At 61.4% G+C, this 22,576-nt stretch carries 19 protein-coding genes and 1 tRNA gene; 10 read left to right on the forward strand and 10 right to left on the reverse strand.

The window, feature by feature from the left end; genetic code table 11:
• The first annotated feature begins 87 nt into the window (after positions 1-87).
• Positions 88-417, forward strand: a complete 330-nt coding sequence (locus ACWNC0_RS02000) for a hypothetical protein (protein ID WP_449469240.1) — start codon at positions 88-90, stop codon at positions 415-417.
• Between the two features lie 52 nt (positions 418-469).
• Here the strand turns inward: ACWNC0_RS02000 and ACWNC0_RS02005 are convergent, their stop codons facing one another.
• Positions 470-823, reverse strand: coding sequence for a hypothetical protein (locus tag ACWNC0_RS02005; protein WP_449469241.1), 354 nt, complete (start codon positions 821-823; stop codon positions 470-472).
• 610 nt (positions 824-1,433) lie between these two features.
• Between ACWNC0_RS02005 and ACWNC0_RS02010 the strand changes: the two genes are divergently transcribed.
• The gene (locus tag ACWNC0_RS02010) at positions 1,434-2,336 is read left to right on the forward strand and encodes a hypothetical protein (RefSeq protein ID WP_449469243.1); all 903 of its coding nucleotides are present in this window, start codon (positions 1,434-1,436) and stop codon (positions 2,334-2,336) included.
• 204 nt (positions 2,337-2,540) lie between these two features.
• On the opposite strand, the gene ACWNC0_RS02015 is transcribed toward ACWNC0_RS02010, so the two are convergent.
• Positions 2,541-2,615: transfer RNA gene (locus tag ACWNC0_RS02015), tRNA-Gln, on the reverse strand.
• Positions 2,616-2,737: 122 nt separating this feature from the next.
• Between ACWNC0_RS02015 and ACWNC0_RS02020 the strand changes: the two genes are divergently transcribed.
• Together ACWNC0_RS02020 and ACWNC0_RS02025 are read left to right on the forward strand one after the other, a co-directional pair.
• Positions 2,738-3,259: a MarR family winged helix-turn-helix transcriptional regulator gene (locus ACWNC0_RS02020; RefSeq protein WP_449469244.1), complete on the forward strand. Its 522-nt coding sequence runs from the start codon at positions 2,738-2,740 to the stop codon at positions 3,257-3,259.
• A 66-nt stretch (positions 3,260-3,325) separates the two neighbouring features.
• Positions 3,326-3,640, forward strand: coding sequence for a hypothetical protein (locus ACWNC0_RS02025; protein ID WP_449469245.1), 315 nt, complete (start codon positions 3,326-3,328; stop codon positions 3,638-3,640).
• Positions 3,641-3,685: 45 nt separating this feature from the next.
• Here ACWNC0_RS02025 and ACWNC0_RS02030 read toward each other — a convergent pair whose 3' ends face one another.
• On the reverse strand, positions 3,686-4,513 hold the full coding sequence (locus ACWNC0_RS02030; RefSeq protein ID WP_449469246.1) for a transglutaminase family protein: 828 nt from the start codon (positions 4,511-4,513) through the stop codon (positions 3,686-3,688).
• Positions 4,514-4,639: 126 nt separating this feature from the next.
• Here ACWNC0_RS02030 and ACWNC0_RS02035 point away from each other — a divergent pair, with 126 nt between their 5' ends.
• Complete coding sequence (locus ACWNC0_RS02035; RefSeq protein ID WP_449469247.1) at positions 4,640-4,903, forward strand: hypothetical protein; 264 nt, start codon at positions 4,640-4,642, stop codon at positions 4,901-4,903.
• Here the strand turns inward: ACWNC0_RS02035 and ACWNC0_RS02040 are convergent.
• The 3 genes from ACWNC0_RS02040 to ACWNC0_RS02050 are packed head-to-tail and all read right to left on the reverse strand — an operon-like array spanning position 4,838 to position 10,660.
• Positions 4,838-6,712 (reverse strand): response regulator, encoded by a 1,875-nt coding sequence (locus ACWNC0_RS02040; RefSeq protein WP_449469248.1) that lies wholly within the window; start codon positions 6,710-6,712, stop codon positions 4,838-4,840. The two genes, ACWNC0_RS02035 and ACWNC0_RS02040, sit on opposite strands and share 66 nt — an antisense overlap.
• Complete coding sequence (locus ACWNC0_RS02045) at positions 6,702-7,565, reverse strand: CheR family methyltransferase (protein ID WP_449469249.1); 864 nt, start codon at positions 7,563-7,565, stop codon at positions 6,702-6,704. The genes ACWNC0_RS02040 and ACWNC0_RS02045 overlap by 11 nt, the downstream gene beginning before the upstream one ends.
• Positions 7,562-10,660 carry a response regulator gene (locus tag ACWNC0_RS02050; RefSeq protein ID WP_449469251.1) on the reverse strand — a complete coding sequence of 1,033 codons (3,099 nt, stop codon included), beginning with the start codon at positions 10,658-10,660 and terminating at the stop codon, positions 7,562-7,564. The genes ACWNC0_RS02045 and ACWNC0_RS02050 overlap by 4 nt, the downstream gene beginning before the upstream one ends.
• A 243-nt stretch (positions 10,661-10,903) precedes the next feature.
• Between ACWNC0_RS02050 and ACWNC0_RS02055 the strand changes: the two genes are divergently transcribed.
• Both ACWNC0_RS02055 and ACWNC0_RS02060 read left to right on the forward strand, forming a co-directional pair.
• Positions 10,904-12,229 (forward strand): MFS transporter, encoded by a 1,326-nt coding sequence (locus ACWNC0_RS02055; protein ID WP_449469253.1) that lies wholly within the window; start codon positions 10,904-10,906, stop codon positions 12,227-12,229.
• Between the two features lie 86 nt (positions 12,230-12,315).
• The gene (locus tag ACWNC0_RS02060) at positions 12,316-12,606 is read left to right on the forward strand and encodes a hypothetical protein (protein WP_449469254.1); all 291 of its coding nucleotides are present in this window, start codon (positions 12,316-12,318) and stop codon (positions 12,604-12,606) included.
• A 115-nt stretch (positions 12,607-12,721) separates the two neighbouring features.
• On the opposite strand, the gene ACWNC0_RS02065 is transcribed toward ACWNC0_RS02060, so the two are convergent.
• From ACWNC0_RS02065 to ACWNC0_RS02080, 4 genes are read right to left on the reverse strand one after another with little or no spacing between them, the layout of a single operon-like run.
• Positions 12,722-13,510 (reverse strand): DeoR/GlpR family DNA-binding transcription regulator, encoded by a 789-nt coding sequence (locus ACWNC0_RS02065; RefSeq protein ID WP_449469256.1) that lies wholly within the window; start codon positions 13,508-13,510, stop codon positions 12,722-12,724.
• 19 nt (positions 13,511-13,529) lie between these two features.
• Complete coding sequence (locus ACWNC0_RS02070; RefSeq protein WP_449469258.1) at positions 13,530-14,774, reverse strand: MFS transporter; 1,245 nt, start codon at positions 14,772-14,774, stop codon at positions 13,530-13,532.
• Positions 14,771-15,925, reverse strand: a complete 1,155-nt coding sequence (lldD, locus tag ACWNC0_RS02075) for an FMN-dependent L-lactate dehydrogenase LldD (RefSeq protein WP_449469260.1) — start codon at positions 15,923-15,925, stop codon at positions 14,771-14,773. Before lldD ends, ACWNC0_RS02070 begins: the two co-directional genes overlap by 4 nt.
• A 12-nt stretch (positions 15,926-15,937) precedes the next feature.
• The gene (locus ACWNC0_RS02080) at positions 15,938-17,356 is read right to left on the reverse strand and encodes an FGGY-family carbohydrate kinase (RefSeq protein WP_449469262.1); all 1,419 of its coding nucleotides are present in this window, start codon (positions 17,354-17,356) and stop codon (positions 15,938-15,940) included.
• A gap of 89 nt (positions 17,357-17,445) precedes the next feature.
• On the opposite strand from ACWNC0_RS02080, the gene ACWNC0_RS02085 reads away from it, so the two are divergent.
• The 3 genes from ACWNC0_RS02085 to ACWNC0_RS02095 all read left to right on the forward strand — a co-directional run bounded on the left by ACWNC0_RS02085 (position 17,446) and on the right by ACWNC0_RS02095 (position 22,510).
• On the forward strand, positions 17,446-19,557 hold the full coding sequence (locus ACWNC0_RS02085; RefSeq protein ID WP_449469263.1) for a bifunctional rhamnulose-1-phosphate aldolase/short-chain dehydrogenase: 2,112 nt from the start codon (positions 17,446-17,448) through the stop codon (positions 19,555-19,557).
• A 23-nt stretch (positions 19,558-19,580) separates the two neighbouring features.
• Entirely contained in the window at positions 19,581-20,873 is a 1,293-nt protein-coding gene (rhaI, locus tag ACWNC0_RS02090) for an L-rhamnose catabolism isomerase (protein WP_449469265.1), read from the forward strand.
• Positions 20,874-21,094: 221 nt separating this feature from the next.
• The gene (locus ACWNC0_RS02095; protein ID WP_449469841.1) at positions 21,095-22,510 is read left to right on the forward strand and encodes an ISNCY family transposase; all 1,416 of its coding nucleotides are present in this window, start codon (positions 21,095-21,097) and stop codon (positions 22,508-22,510) included.
• The last annotated feature ends 66 nt before the right edge of the window (positions 22,511-22,576 follow it).

A 22,576-nucleotide genomic window follows, 5' to 3' on the forward strand; every position in this document is an offset into this window, starting at 1 on the left:
CTATCAGGCGGGTCAGTTCTCGGTGGAAATCCCGGGTCACATCTCACCGGAAATCAACATTGGATTTCAAAAATAGGGGCGGCGCTGGTGGCTTTCATCTCACTCGCGCAGGTCGTGCTGAAGCTGGCTCCGCAGGGCGCTGCCCACGCGCAATGGTTGAAGCGGTGGCAATCCCTCCAGTCCGAGATCGTATTGACCAGCCTTCCCACACTTGAGCAAGTCGAACGATGGACGCGCGAGAAGGACGCCATTGAGACCGAATGTGTGGGGGAGTTACGCGCGCTCACGTTCGATTGCGAAGATGCAACGGCTAGAGCAATGGGGATCGCTGGCCGTCAGCACAAAATCCACTGGGCGCAGCGGATACTCATCCATTTCGGCACTTTTCAGCAGAGCTTCCCCCTCGTTGCTGACTGACAGTTCATAAAAGGGCCGGTCCACGGGCGACCCTCACACCCGTAGAGTTAGCCTATCGGGTCGCACGGGCCAATCGGGTCCTACGCTCTACAGCGTCTCGCTCCCGCGCCGCCTCTGCCTCTGGCATATCATAAGCCGCGTTCGGCCATTCGGCCGCCCACAGCCAGAACCGCTTGCCGAACGCGATCCCAAATCTTGCCCAATGATGATAAGCTGGGTTGGCTTGCCGCTCCCGATGATAGGCCAGCCATCGACCGTCAACCTCCAGCCAATCGCCATGAGCAAGGTAGTTCGCTTGCTCCGCCTCCTCGCGGTCAAGCGATGCCCATCTGAGCTTTCGGCCGCGCCAACCAATCTCGGCCGGGGTTCCGTCGACGTCGCCGCGTGTGATGTACCATGTAAGCATGCTTGCCCCCTCTGTTGTTGAGGGGACTCCATCTAGATCGCCGTAAGTCACTGGTCATCAATAATAAAAGTTCGCTTAGCCTGACTATCTGACTACCGGGAAGGTCGTCACGTATTTCTGCGAGTTTTCCCTCTTTCCCCGCGTCCAGCTGAGTCGAAATTGCGGTGAACCGATGAGTGAAAGCGCGTTGGCGGCCTTGAGGGCCTCACACCCTTAACCCGCCCTCATGCTGTCTTACGGCTGAGTTTGGCGGGTTTTTCTTACCACCGTCAGCATAGGAGGCCGATGCCCCGAAGAAGATACCCGTCGCGGTCCCGCAGGGGGGCTAAATGGTGTCATGGGTGCCAGCAGGCGAAGCCTGTGCAGTTCTTCTGGATCGACCGCAGCAAGAGAGACGGGCGGCACTATTGCTGCATTAGGTGCGGGGATCGCAAGGCGCTGGATCGCGCCGAGCGGGGACGGATAATGGATGAAGTTTTCCTGAGGGTTGGGCTTAGGTGGCTGCGGGGGAGCGTTCGGGATGGTTCAGACCATTCTCGGGCGTTCCCCTACTTTTTCCGTGTTCACCTAGAGTGAGTTAGGGCATCAGGGTGCGCAGGGGGATTGATTGATGGCGAAGTCACACATGCGGGTCATCTATGATGGGCCATCTGTCGAGGATGGCGAGATGGACGTCTCCCAATTGGCATCGTCGCTGCTGGCCCTTGGCAAGTTGATCGAAGCCTCGGACGCGATCATCACTGGCGAGCCGGGGCGGATCAAGGTGCGCGTCCAGTCAGACGTGCGACGCGGCAGCTTCGACGTTGGGATCGTCATTGACTTCAGCAGTGCATGGGACGCAGCCAAGGCGTGGGTCATGACGCCAGAGGGAGCGACTACCAGCTTCATCCTTTCCACCCTTGGTTTCAATCTCAGGGACGGAGTGAAAGGCCTAATCCAGACCGTTCGCTGGCTGAAGGGTCACAAGGTCGCTGGCAAGATCGTCCTAGAGGACGGCAACACGCGGCTGGAAACCGCTGATGGCGACGCGCTAATCGTTCCTCCTGCTGTGGGGCGCATTGCTGACGAACCACAGGTGCGGCAGCCTCTTGAGCGGTTCACTGAACCCCTACGCGACGACGGCATCGATGTTATCCGCTTCGAGGAACAGCCAGGAAAGACGACCGAGCAGATCAAGGCTACCGAAGCGGCGGCGTTCAAGGCAACTGGTAGTTCCGATCCGACGTCCACAAGCCGGTTCGAGGCGACCTACCAGATCAAGCGGCTCTACTTCGAGCAAGGGAAGAAATGGCGGCTGTCGAGCGGCGCGCAAGCGATAATGGCGGAGATTGAGGATCGGGCATTTTGGGAGCGGATTGCCAACTCGGAAGAGGTCTTCTCCGCTAACGACTTTCTAGTTTGCAGGGTGCGCATGGATCAGTGGCTCGGCACCAGCGGCCTCAAGACTGAGCATGCGGTAGAGGAGGTCTTGGCGCATATCCCTGCACCTAAGCAACCGCGTCTGCTTGATTAATCTCGGTGCTATACTCCACGGCGTGGACTGGCCGCCGTTCTGCTGGCGATGTTCCGAGTCAGTCACAGGTTTGGTCGCCTCTAGCCGTTCGAACGAAGGGCCGGTAAAAACGGAAGATTGTCACTCGATCCTGTCACACGAAACTGTCACACGGAGCAGCGAAAAATCGCTCTAACATACTGAAAAGTAACGTGAATCTCAAACTGGCTGGGGCGGCAGGATTCGAACCTGCGCATGGCGGCATCAAAAGCCGCTGCCTTACCGCTTGGCGACGCCCCAGCATGTGTGCGGCGACCGCCGCGCGGGACGGCATATAGCGTCTGTTGCGCGAAAGGAAAGCCTAGTCATGTCACTATGGCTTCGCCAATATGCGGGCTTCGAAATCTTCCTGGACGCCTCGCATGAATGCAAACAGTTCGCCCGCCAACGCACCGGTTTCGCAGATCACACCTGCGTCGCCTCTCTTCCTGCGGGAGGATGAGATTCGACGGGGGATCGAGATGCTGTATTTCGGCTATTCCGCGCTTACCCGGTCGATCGATGACGGACTTGCGGCACAGGGGCTGGGGCGTGCGCATCACCGCGCGCTGTATTTTATTTCGCGTCAGCCGGACCTGACGGTGAAGGAGTTGCTGCGCCTACTGTCCATCACCAAGCAGTCGCTGGGGCGGGTGCTCAATGACCTTATAGAGCGTGGCTATATTGAAACGCGGCAGGGGGCGAGCGACCGGCGGCAGAAGCTGTTGCGGCTCAGCGCGTCGGGTAAGATGCTGGAGGCCGAATTGTTTCGCGCGCTGCGTGAAAAGATGGCGGCGGCTTATGCGCAGGCGGGGCAGGGGTCGGTGACGGGCTTCTGGCGGGTGCTGGAGGGGCTGATCCCCGACGCGGATCGATCGATGGTTTCCGGCCTACGCAGCCGCTGATCCAAAGGCAACCATAAGGCTGGCTAACGGTTTGGCTCATGCGTTTGACAGCAAGATGAGGGAAGCATGAAAGCATCAATTGTGGCCGCTTTGGTGATTGTCGCGGGGATGGGCCTGTCCGCCTGCTCGGAAAAGGCAGCTGACAGCCTCGAGAATGCGGGATCGGCGATTGGCAATGACGTCAGCCGGGCGGTCGATCAGGCAGGAGCGAAGATCGACAATGGTCTCGATCATGCCGAGCGGGCGATCGACAGGGGCACGAACGAGATCGGTGCGGCGACGAGTAACGCCACACAGGATGCAAGGCGCGAAGCCCGGGAAGCGAAGGAAGATGCGGGCGCCGCTATGGAACGCGCGGGGAATGACTTGAAGAGGGATTGAACAAGTGGCGTGAGTCTCATGGCCAAGATCCTCTCGCCCGATCACTCACGCCGGAGATTGGCCGGATAACCGGCTGAGCGCTGCAGCAACATAGCGGCGGCGCTCAGGGTCCCGGCTGATCTCCAGCAGGGCGCACAGGCTCCCACGGGCGGCTTCCACCTCGCCATGTTCCAACTGCAGTCGGGCAAGCGCCCACCAGCCTGCATCATGTTCGGGTGCAACCACCGTCATGCGCTCATAAATCGAGCAGGCCCGCCATGTGTCGCTCGCCTGTTCCGCCCGAGTGGCCTGATTGAGGAGCAGGCGCACAAGTGTCATGCGGTTCGACATCGGCTCAAGGGTCGAAACGTCTTGCCTGCCCGTCGACGCGGCGACCGTGAGAAGCCCGGCCACTTGCCCGGCCTGCACCAGCGCGCCGCTGCGGAAAGGATCGATGATGGCCATGTCCTCATCAGGCCCGATGCTGACCAGGACATGGCCGGGCGTGTTCAGCGCATGCGCTTGCCATCCGGCGCGTCGGGCGGCGGCGACATAAAGGATGGAAAGGCTGACCGGCAATCCCCGCCGACGATCCAGCACCCTGATCATGTCGCCATTCAAAGGTGCGTCGTACGTCAGGCTATCGCCTTCAAAGCCGAACTGGCCGCTGAATATATGCGCGAGAAGGGCACCCTGTGCTGCTCCCGTTTGCAGATCATCGTCGTCGATGTCCGCTCGTTCCGCCTCGATCGCATCGCCGATCTCGCGCAGCAAGGCCAGATAGGGATCGACGTCGATCCCTTCATGGTCAAGAGCGCTCAGCATCAAGCCGGCGCTGTCCAGTTCGATCTCTTCGTCAGCCAGCAGGCCGATATAAGCGATGCTCTCGTTCATGCGCGCACCGGGCAGTGAGCCGCAGGCGATAGCCGATGGCGTTGCAGTGAAGAGGCAGTGAATTTTTCCATGCCCCCTACATGGTGGCTGTTGCGCTAATTTGCACCATCTATGGTAGGAAAGGGCATGGCGAAGCGGAAAAGACAATATCTGACAGCAACGATGCCGGATGGATATGTGAAGCGGATCGGGCCGACGACCGACCCCTTCACCCATTATTGGCGGATCGTTGCGGAACTGGAGAATGGCAAAACGGAAATATTCTGGGGACATGTCAAATCGCTCGCCGAAGCGAAGAGGAAACGCGCGGCGGCAGAGGAGGCTTCAAAGATGCGCGGGTGGCGCAGTTTCCTGTTCGAAATCGCCGAACTGACTGTCGAGCCCGCCTGAAACAGCCCCGCTATTTTCCTCACACAGCTTGCCACTACAGTGCAGTAATGCCTTGGGATCAAAAGGTTTGCTGATCAGCAGCCGATCCTGAAACTGTTCAGGCAGGCTCTCGCGCCCATATCCTGTGACGAAGGCGAAAGGTATCTCCCTTTCCGACAGCGCAGCCGCCACATCATCAACCGGCATGCCTTGCAGATTGCCATCCAGCAGCGCGGCGTCGAAATCCGCATGCTGCATCAACGCCAGAGCCTCTTGCGCACATCCCGCTATGGTCACGGCGGCCGCGCCATCCTCCAAAATGCTGGCAATCTCCATCGCCACAAGCGGTTCGTCCTCAATGATGAGGAAACTGCGCCCCGCTATCGCGCCGCCTTGCACAGCCAATGCCTCTTCGCTCACGTTCAAGACGGAACTGGCGGTATTGATCCGGCTGATCCGTGGCCCGCACGGCAGCGTCATGGTCCAGCAAACCCCGCTCTCCTGATATTCCACGCTCGCCTGCCCGCCTTCCGCCTTCAGGCTGCGTTCGATGAGGGCCGTGCCAAACCCTCTGCGTGATGGTGGAGCGACGGGCGGCCCGCCGCTTTCCACCCAGCGTATCGACAGCCGGTCCCGCTCCATCTTCCACGATAGCGAAACCGTCCCCGCCGGGATGCAAAGCGCGCCATATTTATGCGCGTTGGTCACCAGCTCATGCAGGATGAGTGCGACGTGCAAAGCCAGTTCAGGCGCCAGTTCCAGTTCCGGCCCCTCGATGGTCAGCTGCCCAAGATCGATAGCGCCAATGTCGATCTGCCCATTGACCAGTTCCCGCAGCGACGCGCCTTGCCATGTCGTGCTGCTCAGCAATGAGTGCGCGCGGGCGAGGGCATGGATGCGCCCGGTGAAGGTTGGAGCAAAGTCCGACGGACCCGACGAATGCCGCAATGTCTGCACCGCGATCGCCTGAACCGAGGCGAGGGTGTTTTTAACCCGATGGTTGAGTTCTCCGATCAGCAGGCGCTGCGTATCCTCGGCCCGCTTCCTTTCAGTGACGTCCAGCACCTGGACGTTGACCGACACGAGCCGCCCCTGACCATTGAGCAGCGCAGAGCAATAGCATTCGCATTCCAGCGTCGGCCCCTCGGCCGTCCGCATGCGCAGATGCTGGACCGCGCGAACGGATCGCCCGGCGATAAGGTCACTCATCAGGCTGTCGAACGTGGCCTCGTCTTCCGGGTCGATCCATTTCAGCTCGTCCGCCTTGAAGCCAGCGACTTCGGGCGCCCGCCATCCAAACAGCCGCTCTGCCCCGTTGGACCAGGCCACGATGTGCCGCCCGGCATCGAATTCGATGATCGCCAGCGGGGAATTGTCACTATGGGCATGCAGCCGGGCGAGCGCGGCGGCAATCTCGTCGCGCTGCCGGGCCAGTTCCTGCCGCTGCTCGAATAGCTCGACGAAAACCGCCGTCTTGTTACGCAGGATATGTGCATCGACCGGCTTCAGCAGATAATCGACCGCGCCTGCCTCATAGCCGCGAAAGCGGCGCCGTTCATCGGTCGCGACCGCCGTCAGGAATATGATCGGGACCCTGCGTGTCCGTTCGGTGCCGCGCATCAGTTCGGCGAGTTCAAAGCCGTCCATGCCCGGCATCTGCACGTCCAGCAGGGCCAGCGCGACATCATGCACCAGCAGCAGTTCGAGTGCCTGCACCCCTGAACGCGCCTTGAGCAATTCGACGCCTTCCCCGGCGAACAGGGCATCCAGCGCCGTCAGATTTTCCTCAACATCATCGACAGCCAGGATCTTGGGCTTTTCAGGCGGCATGGCGCAGATCCTCCATATCCTTGACGTTGCGGCGGTAGATTTTTTCAGCCTCGTGGAAGTCGGCAAACGCTTCGGAATATCGGGAAAAACGTAGCGTTTCCTTCGACCCAAGCCCGAGGAACCCGCCGCGCACCAGCGATCCGCCGAACAGCCCAAGCGCACGGTCCTGCAATTCCCGATCGAAATAGATCAGCACATTGCGGCTCGACACCAGCTGCACTTCGGCAAACACTTCGTCACTGGCGAGATTATGTTCGGCGAACACCGCGCGACGGCGCAGCGTCTTGTCGAACACCGCCGCGCCATAGGCTGCGGTATAATAGTCGGACAGCGATTGCTTGCCGCCAGCCAGCCGGTGATTTTCCGTGAACTGCGCGATGCGGTCGAGATCATAGATTCCGGCCTCCGCCTTCTTGAGCGCGGCGGGGCTGATGTCCGTGCAATAAAAGATCGTGCGATCCTCCAGCCCTTCTTCCCGGAACAGGATCGCCAGTGAATAAAATTCCTCGCCATTGGCGCAGCCCGCGATCCAGATCTTGAGCGAAGGATAGGTGCGCAAATGCGGCACCACCATTTCCCGCAGTGCCCGGAAATAGGCCGGGTCGCGGAACATCTCGCTGACCTGGATGGTGAGGAAACCCATAAGGTCTGCAAACACCGCCGGGTCGCGCAGCAGCAGATGCTGGAGTTGCGACAGGCTTTCGCATTCATGCCGCTGCTGCGCGCGAGCAAGGCGTCGATGCAACGAACCACGCGAATAGCCGCGAAAATCATAATGATAATGCCGCCAGAGCGCCTCAAGCAGCAAATCGAGTTCCAGCTCCTCGTGGGGTGCGAAAACCTCCTCGCTCATCGCGGCATCCACACGCGCGTGAGGCTCAGCAGCTTGTCGACATCGAGCGGCTTGGCGAGATAGTCGTTCGCGCCCGCGTCCAGGCAATCCTGCTGGTCGCGCGCCATCGCCTTGGCGGTCAGCGCGATGATCGGCATATGCCTGCCCCATGGCTGCGAGCGGATTTCGCGCGTGGCGGTCAGGCCGTCCATTTCCGGCATCATCACGTCCATCAGCACCAGATCGACCGGATCGGAAAGCCCGCGCGCCGCCTCGTCCAGCGTCTGGAGCGCCTCGCGCCCGTTGCGCGCGATACGTACCTTCGCCCCATGCGGCTCGAATATGGAGGTGAGGGCATAGACGTTGCGAATATCGTCCTCAACCACCAAGATTTCGCGTCCATCCAGCGCGGCGTCGCGGTTCAATGACTTGGCGATCAGCGCCTGTTGCGGTTCGGGCAGGTCCGACACGACCTGATGCAGGAACAGCGTCACCTCATCCAGCAGCCGTTCGGGCGACTTCGCGCCCTTGACGATGATCGACTTGCTGTAGCGCCGCAGCCGCATCTCCTCTTCCTGGGCGAGGTCGCGCCCGGTGTAGACGATCACGGGCGGGAAGCCGACGGCTTCGTCAGCGCTCAGACGCTCCAGCAGGTCGAGGCCGGACGCGTCGGGCAGGTTGAGGTCCAGCACCATGCAGTCGAATGTTTCGCGGCCAAGCAGTTCGAAACATCGCGCGGCGGAATGCGCCTCCACCGTCTCGACATCGCGCGACGCCAGTAACAGCTTGACGCTTTCGGCCTGCTGGGCATCGTCCTCGACCACCAGCACGCGACGCATGCGCTGCGCCATGCGTGCCTCCAGCCCTTCCAGCATCTCGACCAGCGCGTCGCGCTTCACCGGCTTGAACAGATAACCGATGGCGCCGCTTGAAAGGGCTGCCTGACTGTCATCATCCACCGACACCACATGAACTGGGATATGGCGGGTGCGCACGTCCCGCTTGATCCGGTCCAGCACGGACAGGCCGGTATGATCGGGCAGGTTCATGTCCAGAATGACGGCATTGGGCACATATTGCCGCGCCATCAGAGCGCCCTCATCCGCGGTGCTGGCGATCAGGCACTGAAAATTCAGTTCGTGCGCCACATCGCAGAGGATTTTGGCGAAAACAGGATCATCCTCAACGATCAGGATGACGCGGGCGTCGCCTGACAATCTCTCGCGATCGTCCTGCGCAGCGGGGCCTCGGCGCGGGCGGCTAGGCTTGGGGTTGGATGGCGCGGATCGGAACTGCTCGGCAGGCCGTATCCTGTCCGCCGCCGCCGCCGCCGCGCCGTCATATCGCTCGGGCAGGATCAGCGTGAAGGCGCTGCCTTCGCCTGCGGTGCTTTCCACCTGCACTTCGCCTCCCAGCAACCGGGCGAGTTCACGCGAAATGGAAAGGCCAAGGCCAGTGCCGCCATATTTCCGGCTGACCGTGCCGTCCGCTTGGCGGAACGCTTCGAAAATCACCTGCTGCTGCTCGGCCGGGATGCCGACGCCTGTGTCGCGCACGGTAAACGCAATGCGCCCATCGGGCGTGCTGTTCACGCTCAGCTTGACCGATCCGCGCTCGGTGAACTTGATCGCGTTCGACAGGAAATTCTTCAGTACTTGCTCGATCCGCTGAGGATCGCTTTCCATCTCGGCTGGCGCGTTGGGGGAGGGGCTTGCGTCAAAGGTCAGCCCCTTGGACTGGGCGGAGGGCGCGAATATCGCTTCCATCTTCTCGGTGAGCGCGCGGATGCTCATGCGGCGGGGCTGCAATTCCAGCTTGCCTGCCTCGATCTTCGAAATGTCGAGAATGTCGTTGATCAAGGTCAGCAGGTCATTGCCCGACGTTTCGATCGTCTCGGCATGGCGGACCTGGTCGGGGGAAAGATTGCCACCGCGATTTTCGGCCAGCAACCTCGCCATGATCAACAGCGAATTCAATGGGGTGCGCAGTTCATGGCTCATGTTCGCCAAAAACTCGGATTTATAGTGGCTCGCCTGTTCCAGTTCGCCAGCTTGGTTCTCCAGCGACCGCTGTGTGCGCGTCAGGTCGTCGCGCTGGATTTCCAGCTGCCGCGCCTGTTCTTCCAGCTGGGCATTGGTCTGTTCCAGCTCCGCCTGTTGTGTTTCCAGCCTTGTGGCCGATTCCTGCAACTGACGGCTTTGCTGCTCCAACTCCTCATTATTGGCGCGCAGCTCCTCGCTCTGCGCCTGCAATTCCTCCGCCTGCTGCTGTGTTTCCTCCAGCAATTCGCGCAGGCGCGCACGATATTTGCCGGAACGAATGGCGACGCCCAACTGCCCCCTGATCCTGTCCAGCAACGCCAGGGCATCGCCATCGGCGTCCTTGGGAAGTCCGAGTTCCATGACGGCATTGATCGTGCCGTCAGCCTGCGTGGTGCTGATCAGCAGACTATCCGGTTTTGATTGGCCCAGCGCCGATCCATAGGACAGATAGCCCTCGGGCACATCTTTCAGGAAAAAGCTGCGGCGATCACTCACCGCCTGTCCGAGCAATCCGTCTCCCACCGAAAAGCGTTCGGGCAGGGGCGCATCGGCGGGAACGGCGTAGGTGGCGTAGCGGCGGAAGCCTTCGCCATTGGCGATATAGAGCGCCCCTGCCTGCGCCTTAAGATAATCGGCCATGAACGTAAGAGCGCTTGACGCCAGCGTATCCAGCGGCTGCTCCCCGCCCACTGCCTTGGCAAGGCCGACTTGCCCATTTTGCAACCATTCCTCCCGCGATATCGCGAGCCGGTTGCGGATGAACAGGACGCCGACAATCGCCAGAATCCAGCAGGTCACGCCCGCCAGCGAACGGTTGGTGATGGCGACTTGAGAATCGACACCGACCGGGGCGAGGGTGAAGCCGACGATCATCAATAGTGTCGCGGCTGTTGCAACAACGATCGGGACTAGTGGACGCCGGGCAACATAGGACAGCACGAGCGGCAGCAAATATGCCACCCATACGGCGGTTCCCAACGGAAAGATTATATCGGCGAGAAAGGGGAGCGCGAGCAGGACGGCCAACGCCGCATAAAGCCCGGCCTGCGTGATCGACGATTTGATTTGCTGCATTTTAAAAAAAGAGCCCCTGTTACGCTCCAAGCGCACAGGAAGCTCGCTCCCCCCAATAGACCCATTCCGTGATCGAACATCCAGACCCTGCAATACAGGGCTATTAATTCCATCCCGGCGGTCTCCAACGACCCAAGCGAATATTGGTTCCCCGATAATCAGGCTTTACCAATTCACGCCCTTGTTCACTCGGGCGGTTCGCCTCTATGCAGGCGTCTTGGAGCAGGAAGGGCAGGAGGGGCTATGCTGACCGGGACGAACGAACCGGCCGTTGCGGCGACATCTGGCGTCAGCAAGCGCGAACTACGGACGGTCGTGGGCGCCAGTCTGATCGGCACGATGATCGAATGGTTCGACTTCTTCATCTATGGCGTGGCTTCGGCGCTGGTGTTCAATCGACTGTTCTTCCCGTCTTTCGATCCATTGACCGGCACGTTGCTCGCCTTCTCGACCTATGCCCTCGGCTTCCTCGCCCGGCCGCTCGGCGGCGTGGTCTTCGGCCACTTCGGCGACCGGATCGGGCGCAAGACGCTTCTCATGATCAGCCTGCTCACCATGGGCCTGTCGACCACGGCCATCGGTTTGCTGCCGACCTATCAGCAGATCGGAACCTGGGCGCCGATATTGCTCGTCCTACTCCGGCTGCTTCAGGGCTTCGCCGTCGGCGGGGAGTGGGGCGGGGCGGTCCTGATCGTGGCGGAGGTCGCGCCCGCTTCGCAACGCGGTTTTTGGACCAGCTGGCCGCAGGTCGGCGCCCCTGCAGGCAATCTACTGGCCGCTGCCGTATTCGCCACATCATCCGCACTGCTGACGGAAGCGGACTTCATGGCCTGGGGCTGGCGCATCCCGTTCCTGCTGTCGATCGTGCTGGTACTGGTGGGTTGGTGGCTCCGCCGCGCCGTTTCGGAAAGCATGGTTTTCGCCCGCGAAGCGGCCGCAGGCGGCGTCGAGCGCTTCCCGGCCGTAGAGGCAATCCGGCGCAAGGGCCGCGCCCTGCTCACCGGAGCCGGGCTCCGCTTTGGTGAGAATATCTGCTACTATGTCGCCGCGACCTTCTCGATAACCTATTGGACCGAAATAAGGGGCGGTGACCGGTCGCTCGTCCTTAACGCCGTGCTGATCGGCTCTGCCCTTGAATGCCTGACCATGCCCTTCTTCGCCGCACTGTCGGACAGGATCGGACGCAGGCTCGTATATGGCGCGGGCGCGATATGCGTTGCAGCCTGGTTCACGATCTTCTTCTCCCTGCTGGACAGCGGAACGATCTGGACCGTCGGACTGGCAATCACCATCGCGATGGTAGCGCACGGCGCCATGTATGCGCCCCAGGGCGCGATGATCACCGAACTTTTCCCGACGCGCCTGCGCTATTCGGGCGCCAGCATCGCCTATCAGGCGACCTCCATCGTGGCAGGGTCTCTCGCCCCCATCATCGCCCTGTCATTATACAAGGCGAGCGGCGGAACGGGCATGGTCGCCGCCTATGTGATAGGTGGTCTGCTCCTCACCTTGGTCGCCGTGGCTGCCGCTCCCGAAACGCGCGGAGTGGATTTGAACAGCGTGACCTGATGAGAGCGACGCTCTGCTTCTTCTAGGCTGGTGACGGAACAAGCTGAAGGTCCAGCTGTTCAATATCCACCTGGAGGAGGTACAAGATGGCCGAAGTACATAAAGATCCCTATACCGGAGACCGCGTGGTCGTTCACAAGAGCAGCGGCGGGCGCACTGTTGCGATCGTGCTGGTCGTCATTCTGGCAATTGTCGGCATCCTGTTTGCCACCGGCTTCTGGAAGGCCGACGTATCTGGCGGCGATGTTCCGGAAGTCAGCGTGAAGGGCGGAGAACTTCCCAAGGTCGACGTGGATTCGAAGGCAGTAGTCGTCGGCTCCAAAAAGGAGACCATCGACGTCCCGACCGTTGGCGTGAAGGATAATGGCGAGGAGTAATCCTCGCCCGATCAAGCATTTTTGAATAGATAAACGGGCGAGATGCCGCGATGGCCGAAAAAGCTGTCGGGATATCTCGCCCGCTCTGTTCTATGATAGCATGCAGCACTGGTGATCAAACTTCAGCGATGATCACCCTCACCCCGGCTTTATCCAGCATTGCCATCGCTGCCGGTGCGACGCCCGGATCCGTCACGACGATATCCACCTCATTCAAGCCGCAAACGATCGCGCCCGATGAAGAGGTGAATTTACTACTGTCGACCAGCAATATCACCTGTTCCGCCCGATCAATCAGGCGGCGTTCGGCCGCAACCAGAATGACATCTTGTTGCATCACCCCCTGTGGCCCCACCGCCGCCGCGCCCATGAAAAGCTTTGGCGCATGGAAACGCGGCATCGATTCTTCACCCGCAGGCGCGAGAATGATGTTCTGCTCCCTGAACAATGTCCCGGAAGGCAGCAATATCTGCGTTCCCGACTGAGGCAGCAGCGCATTGGCGATGTGCAGCGAATTGGTCAGCACCGACAGGTCCAGGCCGCCGATATGCGGGCACATCTGCAACGTCGTCGTGCCGCCGTCGATCATGATGCCTTCGCCATGCTGGCATAGCTGGGCGGCGGCCCGCCCAATCGATCGCTTTTCCGACAGATGTTCCGTGATCGACTGGGCAAAGGGGGTGCCCGCGAGCCGGGCGGCGCCTTCAGGCTTGCCGCCATGGCTTTCCGTCAACCTTGCACCACCACGAACGCGGTGGATTACCCCCTGTTCCTCAAGGCGGGTCAGGTCGCGGCGGATGGTGGCGGGGGACGCCGCAAGCCGCGATTCCAGAGCGCGATAGCTGACGAAGCCGGTAAGGCCCATTGCTTCGATGATCAGCCTTTCGCGTTCCTCCGCGTGCATTGTCCCCAAACCCCCTTGATCAGGCAGCCGCCCGTTCAGCTTCAAGCTGTTCCAGCGACTTGCCTTGGTTACGTGGCGCCCAAAGGGTGCCGATCACGCCGCTTATGACGAGGAAGCCTGTCAAAATCCACGCCAGTGTTGTGAAGCCGGTAGCGCTCAGCATCGGCACGAAGAAGCTGAATATGCCAAGGCTGATGCGGACGATGGCGAAACACAGCCCCTGCGCCGTGGACCGCAGCATCGTCGGGAACATCTCCGAACTCCACAGCTGGAAGAAGCTCTGCGCGCCGAAACCGCCGCCGAACTGGAGCAGGAACACGTAGAGCAGCGCCACCGGGATAGTCAGCGGGAAGATGGCGAGCAACGCCATGCCGACGATCTGGATGACCGCGGAAATCGCGAACATCGTGCGCTGGTTCACCTTGTCGGCATAGCGCATGAAGACGAGACCGATGGAAACCATGCCGATCGCAAAGGACAGCGCCTGGATCGCAACCGACTGCGCCTGTGTGGCAGCGCCAACCGTGCGCAGGATATAGGGGAAGAAGAAGCCGTTGGTTCCCGCCCACAGGTTCCAGAAACCATACATGCCAACCAGCCCCAGGATGGAGGCGAGATATTTAGGCTGGAACAGCGTGGACACCGGCAATTTGGGTGTGCCTTCCTTCTGCGCGGCTTCCCAGCGTTCGGATTCCTTCATGCGTGACCGCAGGAAGGTAAGGCCAAGGGCAATCACCAACAGATGAGCAAAGACGATGCGCGCGCCCAATTCGCCAAGGCTGGTCAGCGCCAGGCTCAGCAGCAGCACGACCACCGGGCCCAGATACCACAGCACCTGCGCGACGCCTGAATGCTTGCCGCGTCGGTCATCGGGCGCCTGCTCCGCGATCAGCGACCAGGATGCCGGGATGTCGGCGCCAACCGCGACGCCAACGATAAGGAAGCCGACCACGATCATCCAGGGCGCGAAGGCAAAGACCAGCAGCGCCATGCCGACCGCGTAGACGAGCATGTCCCACTGATAGATTTTTTTCCGGCCCAGCTTGTCGCACAGCCGCCCGCCGACATAGGCGCCGACGCCCGCGCCGATCGCGTTCGGGCCGAACGCACCGATCAGGCCGATGAAGTCGTTCGACAGCTTATAATGTTCCTGCCAAAGCGCGAGTGCGGCAGAGCCTGCAACGATCGAACCAGCGTCGATATAGTTGGCAAGACCCGCAAGGATCGTATCCCGCCAATTGTCCTTCTGTGCTCCCGCACTCATTTCACGTCCCTCCCGGCCAAAATGCTCTGGTCTATGTCGGCGATATTGGAGCAGCCGGTGAGCGCCATCGCCACGCGCATTTCGGCTTCAATTAATTGCAGCATCTTCGTAACGCCCGCTTCCCCCTGCGCGGCCAGCGCATAGGCCCAGGCCCGCCCGAGCAGCACGCCCTTGGCGCCCAGCGCCAGCATGCGCACCACGTCCAGACCCGATCGGACACCGCCATCGGCCAGCACGGTCAGCTTGTCGCCAACTGCCTCGGCAATCGGGGGCAGGGCGCGGGCCGTGGACAGCACGCCGTCCAATTGTCGCCCGCCATGGTTGGACACGATGATCCCGTCCGCGCCGAGCGCAGCGGCCTCCCGCGCGTCCTCGGGATCGAGCAGGCCCTTGATGATCAACGGCCCCTTCCATTCCGATCGGATGAAATCCAGATCGCGCCAGTTGATCGACGGGTCGAAATTATTGCGCATCCAGGCGAAGAAATCCTCGATCCCGGTCTTGCCCTTGAGCACGGGAGCGACATTGCCCAACGTATGGGGACGGCCGCGAACGCCCACATCCCATGCCCAACCGGGCTTCATGGCGGCTTGAGCGGCACGCCAGATCGCACCCTTCAGGCCATCCGCTCCGGCAAGCCCGCTATGATAGTCGCGATAGCGGCTACCGGGCACCGGCATATCCACGGTGAAGACAAGCGCCGAGCAGTTGGCCGCCGCTGCCTGGGCCAGCAGGTCCTTCATAAAGGCCCGGTCTCGGATCATGTACAGCTGAAACCAGAAAGGAAGCGATGCCGCGCGTGCGACTTCCTCCAGCGAACAGGCGCCCACGGTTGACAGGGTGAAGGGCACGCCAGCGCCTTCGGCCGCCTTAAGCGCCTGGCATTCGCCGCGCCGCGCATTCAACCCCGCCAGCCCGATCGGCGCGAGCGCCACCGGCAGCGCCAGCTTCTGCCCGAACAGGTTGGTCGACAGATCGAGTTCAGACACATCGCGCAGCACCCGCTGGCGAAGCGCGATATCGCTCAGCTCGCTCACATTCTTGCGCAGCGTCACTTCGGCGTACGAACCGCCATCAATATACTCGAACAGGAACCGGGGCAGGCGGCGACGGGCGGCCTCGCGGAAATCGGCAACGCTGGCTATCGGCATTCGCGGAAACCTTTAAGAAACCATCTCACCAATTCCAGCCAACCAACTGGAACGGTAAGAGGAAATATCCTGATCCAGCGGTTTGACAAGGCTGAGCGATCCCTGCGGCTTCAGGCTCCGATCGATCAGGCGCAGCGCACCAAAGGACACGTCATTATGGGCGTTGGCGGTATAGACCTGCATGTCGGGCCGCAGTGCAGCCAGGGCCCGCACGAACACCTCCGCATCGGCAAAGCGTCCCTCGACCAGCAGTCGATCGCGTGAGCCGATCAGGTCCAGCATCGTGTCGGCCACCAATGCGGCATATAGGCAGACCGCAGCGCGCCGCTGATACCAATCTTCCGGCCGTGCGATCCAGTTGCCGCTGCCGGTGGGGTAGGGGCCAAAGCCCTGCGCCAACGTCGGCAGCAACATCGCGCCCGATTGTACGACCTCGGACACAGCGGCCAGCAGGGCCGGTTGATCGGGTTTGATATCGACTCGGCGCGTGTCAAATTCGATCACCGTCTCGATTTCACGGCCACCCATGAAGCGGGCCGAGGGCACGGCGCATCCATAGGCATCGACGTTGACCAGGCAATCGCGTCCTTCGGCAAGGCTGCTGGTCGCCAAAGCTTCTTTCGGCAAGCGCATCGCGATGAACCAGGTGCCGGTGGACAGGATCGTTGAATCGCCTTGTGCGATCTCGTCAAATCCGCGCGCGGCAAGCAGCGCCGCGTTGGAATCGTGCAGCCCGGCAAGAACGCGGATATTGGGAGAAAGGCCGGTGCGCTCCGCCAGCTCGGGCCGGATAGTGCCCAGGCTGTCCGCCGCCTTGACCAGCGGCGCAAAGCGCGCCGCCCAGCCGAGCCGTTCGGCCAGCGGCGAGAAACGGGCCTGATCGGGCGTCCATAGGTCGCTGTGGCAGCCGAGGCTTGTCACTTCCGTCGCTGCGGCGCCCGACAGGAACCAGCCCCAATATTGCGCCCAGGGCAGCAGCGTCGCAGCCGCCATCTCGGCAGGGTAGAGGCGATCAAGCCAGTAAAGTTGTGACCCGATGTTAAGGCCGTCGGGCAGGGCGGGCGAACCGGTGATCGCAAAGGCATCGCGCTCCTTGCGATAGGCGTCCATGATCTCGTCCGGAATAGACTGCTCATAATCGAGCGGCGCGAAGGCAAGTGCATCGCCCACAAGCGCGGCCAAGCCTGCGCCATGCGCGACGGGGACGATGACTTCCACGGGAATCGACGCATAGCGCGACAGTGATTCTATTAGCCAGTCGGCGATGCCCGCAGTGTCGAGGCGGCGAATCCCGTCCTCGATCCGCACCTCGTTCGGGCGGACCTGGCGGTCCAGAATCTGGCCGTCACGTGACCAAAGGGACACTTTGCTCAGCGTTTTGCCGATATCGACGATGATGGCGAAGCCGCGGTTCAGTTCGTCCTCCCGCATGAAACTTTTCTCATATTGTTTGATCGAATATGATCGATTAGTAACGCAAAGGATTGATAGAAGAAAGCGCAAATGATAATAGGAGCGCCATGAACATGCAAAATCCAGTCTCGTCGGCGGCCATTCCCTTTGCCGTCCCCTCCAGCCGCTGGGATGACGGCGTCGCCGCGACTCTCAGCCCTTCCGAATTGCTCCTCTATCGGTCGAACCTGCTCGGTTCGGACCTGACGGTGACCAATTTCGGCGGCGGCAACACCTCCGCCAAGATCGTGGAGACCGATCCCCTGACGGGCGCGCAGACCGAAGTGCTGTGGGTCAAGGGTTCCGGCGGCGACATCGGTTCGATGAAGCTGGATGGCTTTTCAACGCTCTATCAGGAAAAGCTGCTAGGCCTTGAGAAGCATTATGGCGGCCCCGACGACGACGACAAGATGGTCGGCTACCTGCCCCACTGCACGTTCAACCTAAACCCCCGCGCCGCCTCGATCGACACCCCGCTGCATTCGCTACTTCCTTTTGCACATGTCGACCACGTTCATCCCGACGCCATCATCGCCCTGGCCGCCTCTTCGGGCGGCGAAGCCGCGACCAAGGAAATCTGGGGCGGCAAGATCGGCTGGCTGCCGTGGAAGCGCCCCGGCTACACGCTGGGCGTGCAGCTGCGCGACTATGTGAAGGCGAACCCCGGCGTCGAAGGCGTAATGCTCGCCGGCCATGGCATCATCTGCTGGGCCGACAGCGCCAAGTCCTGCTACGAACATACGGTCGAGCTGATCGCGGATGCGGCCAATTATCTGAACGCCAAGCTGGCCGAAAAGCCTGCCTTTGGTGGTCAGGTCGTTGCTCCCAATGCCGATCGTGCGGCGATCGCCGCCGACCTGATGCCCCGCTTGCGCGGCCTGATGACCGGCGCGCGCACCAAGGTCGGCCACTATTCGGACGACGCCGAAGCCCTGGAATTTGTCGGCTCGGCCGAATTCCTCCGCCTCGCCGGACTGGGCACATCCTGCCCGGACCATTTCCTGCGTACCAAGATCGCGCCGCTGCCGCTCGATCCTGCGAAGTTGCAGGACGACGTCTATCTGGGGGAGCAGATCGCGGCCTATCGCGACATGTATGCGGCCTATTATGAGCGTTGCAAGCGGTCTAATTCGCCCGCGATGCGCGATGCCAACCCGATCGTCGTGCTGGTGCCGGGTGTCGGCCGCATCACCTTCGCCGGTGACAAGACCACCGCGCGCCTGGCTGGTGAGTTCTACGGCAACGCGATCAACGTCATGCGCGGCGCCGAAGCGATCGGCGAATATATCGCGCTGGACGAGCAGGAAGCGTTCGACATCGAATATTGGCTGCTGGAAGAAGCAAAGCTCCAGCGCATGCCCAAGCCCAAGCCGCTGGTCGGCAAGATCGCCCTGGTGACGGGTGGCGCGGGCGGCATCGGGGCCGCGACCGCCGCGCGTCTGCTGGCGGACGGCGCCTGCGTCATGCTGGCCGACCGTGCCGCCGACGCGATCGAGGAAGTGCGGGCGGGCTTTGCCAAGCAGTTCGGCAAGGACGTGATCCGTGCCGCCGTCTGCGACGTGACGGACGAAGCGCAGGTCCAGGCCGCGTTCGATGATTGCGCCCGTGAGTTTGGCGGTCTCGACATTCTGGTCGCCAATGCAGGCATCGCGTCCTCGGCGCCGATCGAGGAAACGACCGTTGCCCTGTGGCGCAAGAATTATGACGTGCTGGCCGAGGGCTATTTCCTCACCGCCCGTGCCGCCTTCCCGCTGATGAAGCGGATGAAGGAGCAAGGCGGCGCGTCGATAGTGTTCATCGGGTCGAAGAATGGCGTTGCCGCCGCGACCAACGCGTCGGCCTATGCCTCGGCCAAGGCGGCCGCCAACCATCTGGCGCGCTGTCTGGCACTGGAGGGCGCGCCCTTCGGCATCCGCGTCAACACGGTGAACCCGGACGCTGTCATCAAGGGCAGCAAGATCTGGGACGGCGACTGGCGCAAGGAACGCGCCGGTGCGCACGGCATTGACTCGGGCAAGGAGCTGGAGGAGCATTACCGCCAGCGTTCGATGCTGAAGCGCGACGTGCTGCCGTCCGACATCGCCGAAGCGGTTTACTTCCTGGCTGGCGACATGTCGGCCAAGTCGACCGGCAACATGATCAATGTCGATGCGGGCAACGCCCAGGCGTTCACGCGCTGATCGGCAACGGAGAGGCTAATATCATGACCAACCTGCCCATTTCCGCTGAACTCATTGCGGAATCCAATGCCCGCGACGCGCAAGCACTGGAAGAAGATTATGCCGCGCTCGGCCGCAAGCTGTCGCGCACCGGCATCGACATCGACGCAATCAAGGACCGCGTCGCGGGCTTTTCCGTTGCCGTGCCCAGCTGGGGCGCGGGACGGGGTGGCACCCGCTTCGCCAAGTTCCCGATCGCGGGCGAGCCAACCAACATCCATGAGAAGCTGGAAGATTGCGCCGTCATCAACCAGCTGAGCCGCGTTACGCCACGCGTCTCGCCGCACTTTCCCTGGGACAAGGTAAGCGATTACAAAGGCCTGCTCGAGGAAGCTCAGAGCCTCGGTTTGGGTTTTGATGCCGTCAATTCCAACACTTTCCAGGATCAGCCCGGACAGGCTCAGACCTACGCCACGGGATCACTGTCCTCGACCGTGGAAGCGACCCGCCAGCAGGCCGTCGAGCATAATATCGAGTGCATCGAGATTGGCCGCCAATTGGGTTCGACCGACCTAACCGTCTGGGTCGGCGATGGCACCAACTTCCCGGGCCAGCAGGACTTCGCCCGCAGCTTGGACCGCTATCTGGAAGCGGCTGCTCAGGTCTATGCGGCACTGCCCGGCGATTGGCGGATGCTGCTGGAACATAAGATGTTCGAGCCGGCCTTTTATTCGACGGTGATTTCGGATTGGGGTTCGTCCATCCTGGCGGCACAGGAACTGGGTCCGAAGGCCAAATGCCTGGTCGACCTCGGCCACCACGCGCCCAACGTCAATATCGAACAGATCGTGGCGCGCCTGCACCGCTTCGGCAAGCTGGGCGGCTTCCACTTCAACGACAGCAAATATGGCGACGATGATCTGGACAGCGGTTCAATCAACCCGCACCAATTGTATCTGGTCTTCAATGAGCTGGTCGAGGCGGAACTGCATCCGCGCGACGGGTTCAACCCCAGCTACATGATCGACCAGTCGCACAATGTGACCGACCCGATCGAATCCATGCTGTCGTCTGCCGAGACAATCACGGCTTGCTACGCCAAGGCGCTGCTGGTCGATCGCGACGCGTTGCATGCCGCGCAAGAAGACAATGACACGATGATGGCGTTCCAGGCGCTGCGCCGTGCTTACAATGTCGATGTAGCGCCGATCCTTGCTAAGGCCCGGTTGGAAGCTGGCGGCGCGATTGACGTGCTTTCGACCTACCGCGCCAGCCTGTGGCGCGAGCGCAAGGCGCAGGAGCGCAAGCCCGTCGGCTTGGGCGCGGGGATCGTCTGATCTGAAAATTTGAAAGGGCGCGGTCAGAATATGACTGTGTCCTTTCTATCATCTACCCCTTCCCATTCAGATTATATTTAACATAAGATATATTATCGAATAAATTTCGTGTAAGCGCCGGATAGAAATGACACCCCTCTGCTGAATAGAAATGACACCCTTGGGCGTCCTTAGCAAAGCTTGGTGGCATGGTCCTCCTGGCAGTTCGGGAGGACGCGCTTATGACGGTGGTGGCGATGAGCCATGGTGAGCTTTCGCGGTTTGACACATTGATGCGCGTGGAGCGCGGCGCGCTTCGGGTTGAGGATGCGGCAACGCTGCTAGGATTGAAGCGCCGGCAGATTTTTCGGCTGCTTGAGCGTCTGCGCGCCGAAGGCGCCTCAGGCCTGGTGTCGCGTAAGCGTGGTCGGCCGAGCAACCGGCGTCACAGCGATGCCTTTCGCGCGCAGATTATTTCGCTGGTCCGAGAGCATTATGCGGATTTCGGTCCGACCCTGGCGCGCGAGTATCTGGCGGAGCGCCATGATATCGCGGTGGGCTGCGAGACATTGCGGCAGATGATGATCGAGGCGGGTATATGGCATGATCGCGCCGCACGTCGTTCTCGCCCTTATCAACCGCGCCATCGCAGGGAGTGCCGTGGCGAGTTGATTCAGATCGACGGCTCGGATCATGACTGGTTCGAGGATCGCGGGCCGCGCTGCACGCTGCTTGTCTACATCGATGACGCGACCAGTGAGCTAATGCACCTCAAGATGGTCGAGAGCGAAAGCACCTTTTCCTACATGGAGGCGACACGCGAATATATCGAGCGGCACGGTAAGCCGGTGGCCTTTTACTCCGATAAACACACGGTCTTTCGAAACCCCAAGGCGACGGCGAAGGGCGATGGCATGACGCATTTCGGGCGTGCGCTGGACGCGCTGAACATCGAGATCATCTGTGCCAACTCGCCACAGGCCAAGGGTCGGGTCGAACGGGCGAACGGCACGCTGCAGGATCGGCTCGTCAAGGCGATGCGACTGGAGGGTATCTCCTCAATCGGAGAAGCCAATAGCTTTTTGAGCAGCTACCAGACGACCCATAATGCGCGCTTCGCTCGCCCGGCAGCAAACAGTCGTGATCTGCACCGCCCTCTGGCACCGCGGGATAATCTCCACTCCGTCATGGTCTGGCGCGAACAGAGAACAGTCACGGCTGCGCTGACGCTGCACTATAACAAGGTTCTGTTCCTTCTGGAGCCGAACGCAATCAGCAAGGAGCTGGCGCGCAAGCGCGTGGATGTTTGTGAATATCCTAATGGCACGGTGGAGATCCGGCACGAGGGGCGCTCCCTCCCCTATAGCCTGTTCGACAAGATGCCCCGGATCAATCAACCTGCCATCGTCGACAACAAGCATCTCGATGCGGCGCTGGCTCGGGCAAAGGAGATCCAGGCGATCACGCCGCATCACCGGCAGCGGAACAACAATGCCCCTGCCCGCCGCGACCAGCCCACACATCTGTTCCCCGAGCCAGAGGCGCCAGCGAAAATCGATCGGCGCCGGTTAGGCCGTCCCAAGCTCAAACGCGGCCCACGGCTCAGCCAGGCGGAGTTACGGGCGCGCGGCACGCTCGAGTTCGTGAAGGCACGCTAAAGCGGCGCTGACCGAGCCCGCTGCCTGCGCAGCGGGTCCATGCTCATCCCCTCAACCTCACGCCAT

This window comes from Sphingobium chungangianum (genome assembly GCF_977014255.1).